Annotated in this window: 1 protein-coding gene; it reads left to right on the plus strand. The window is 67.5% G+C overall.

From position 1 onward, the window contains the following. Positions 1–1,177: malic enzyme-like NAD(P)-binding protein (locus FS845_RS26385; protein ID WP_313960329.1), on the plus strand; the 1,177-nt coding region annotated here is incomplete at both ends.

The following is a 1,177-nucleotide window of genomic DNA, read 5'->3' on the forward strand; positions in this document are numbered from 1 at the left end:
GGCACGGCGGTGCTGGGCCTGGGCAACATCGGCGCGCTGGCCTCCAAGCCGGTGATGGAAGGCAAGGCGGTGCTGTTCAAGAAGTTCGCCGGCATCGACGTGTTCGACATCGAGATCAACGAAACGGATCCGGACAAGCTGGTCGAGATCATCGCGGGGCTGGAGCCCACGTTCGGCGGCATCAACCTGGAAGACATCAAGGCGCCGGAGTGCTTCACGGTCGAGCGCAAGCTGCGCGAGCGCATGAAGATCCCGGTCTTCCATGACGACCAGCACGGCACCGCCATCACCGTGAGCGCCGCGTTCATCAACGGGCTGAAGGTGGTGGGCAAGGACATCGACAAGGTCAAGGTGGTGACCTCGGGCGCGGGCGCCGCGGCGCTGGCCTGCCTGGACCTGATGGTGGACCTGGGCCTGCCCCTGGAAAACATCTGGGTCACGGACATCGAGGGCGTGGTCTACGAAGGCCGCACCACCCTGATGGATCCGGACAAGGCCCGCTACGCCAAGCCCACCGACGCGCGCAGGCTGGCGGAAGTGATCGCCGATGCCGACGTGTTCCTGGGCCTGTCGGCGGGCGGCGTGCTCAAGCCCGAGATGGTGGCGACGATGGCCGCCAACCCGCTGATCCTGGCGCTGGCCAACCCCACGCCGGAAATTCTGCCGGAGCTGGCGCATTCGGTGCGCGACGACGTGGTCATGGCCACGGGCCGGTCGGACTATCCGAACCAGGTCAACAACGTGCTGTGCTTTCCGTACATCTTCCGCGGCGCGCTGGACGTGGGCGCCACGACCATCACGCGCGAGATGGAGATGGCCGCGGTGTACGCCATCGCCGGCCTGGCGCAGGAAGAGCAGAACGAAGTGGTGGCGGCCGCCTACGGCACGTACGACCTGTCGTTCGGCCGTGATTACCTGATTCCCAAGCCCTTCGATCCGCGCCTGATCGTGCGCATCGCGCCGGCCGTGGCCAAGGCCGCGATGGAAGGCGGCGTGGCCACGCGTCCGCTGGCCGACCTGGACGCCTACGTCGAACAGCTGCAGCAGTTCGTCTATCACTCGGGCGCCTTCATGAAGCCGCTGTTCGGCGCGGCCAAGCGCCTGGTGCGCGAGGGCGCGCGCGCCCGCATCGTGTTCACCGAGGGCGAGGACGAACGCGTGCTGCGCGCCGTGCAGG

This window comes from Bordetella genomosp. 13 (assembly GCF_007679965.1).
GTDB lineage: Bacteria > Pseudomonadota > Gammaproteobacteria > Burkholderiales > Burkholderiaceae_B > Bordetella.